Below are 814 nucleotides of genomic sequence, written 5' to 3'. Positions count from 1 at the left end.
AGTCAAGACCACCCGCTTAGCGGGTGGCTTGCTCTGTCCCTATAAGGGACTATTCCCTGCTTGCGCCCGGAAGGCGCACTGACAGTCTGCCAACTGCACCACATTTACAGCAGCCCCTTCCAGGGGCTATTCCAGTGCTTCCTTATTCCGGCGCTGCCCCAAAAGGGGCTTGCTGGTTTGCTTTGATTTCCTACTACTGCTCCAAGCAGTTTATTTCTTGTTTTTCTTCACCGGCTCACCCGTAAACGGGTCGATATACTCTACTAATGACATCTGGTCATATTCTAAATCTTCTTTTAATTGATTCTGAATATACTCTTTTATTGCAGCTGTATTTTTTCCTACTGTATCTACATAATATCCTCTACACCAGAAATGTCTATTTCCATATTTGTATTTCAAATTTGCATGTTTTTCAAATATCATTAGTGAGCTTTTTCCTTTTAAATATCCTACTATTTCTGATACCGAATATTTAGGTGGTATTCTTACTAGCATATGTATATGATCCGGACAACACTCTGCTTCTATTATTTCTATTCCTTTTCTTCTGCATAATGATCCTAATATTTGTCCTACATCTGCTTTTATATCTTTATAGATTACCTGTCTTCTATATTTTGGTGCAAAAACAATATGATACTTGCATTCCCATTTAGTATGAGCTAAACTATTTACGTTCATTTTATGAACCTCCTGTGATTTAATATTTGTGGTTTGCAGACCTACATTTATTTTAACACAGGAGATTACTTATATCTAAAGATCTTCCCTCCCCCTGCATAGCAGGGGGTTTATTTTTACTGTCACACAA

At 38.1% G+C, this 814-nt stretch carries 1 protein-coding gene; it reads right to left on the bottom strand.

Going from position 1 to position 814, the window contains the following annotated elements:
• Window positions 1–210: 210 nt before the first annotated feature.
• Window positions 211–684, bottom strand: a complete 474-nt coding sequence (tnpA, locus tag GPK88_RS16745) for an IS200/IS605 family transposase (RefSeq protein WP_118609269.1) — start codon at window positions 682–684, stop codon at window positions 211–213.
• Window positions 685–814 lie beyond the last annotated feature (130 nt).

The sequence above is a fragment of the Blautia sp. MCC269 genome (assembly GCF_018785655.1).
Classification (GTDB): domain Bacteria; phylum Bacillota; class Clostridia; order Lachnospirales; family Lachnospiraceae; genus Blautia_A.
This window is presented reverse-complemented; position numbering and strand designations above follow the sequence as displayed.

Bases quoted from the DNA above. Each gene is read 5' to 3' on its own strand.
- tnpA (WP_118609269.1), bottom strand. From the start codon at position 684: ATGAACGTAAATAGTTTAGCTCATACTAAATGGGAATGCAAGTATCAT.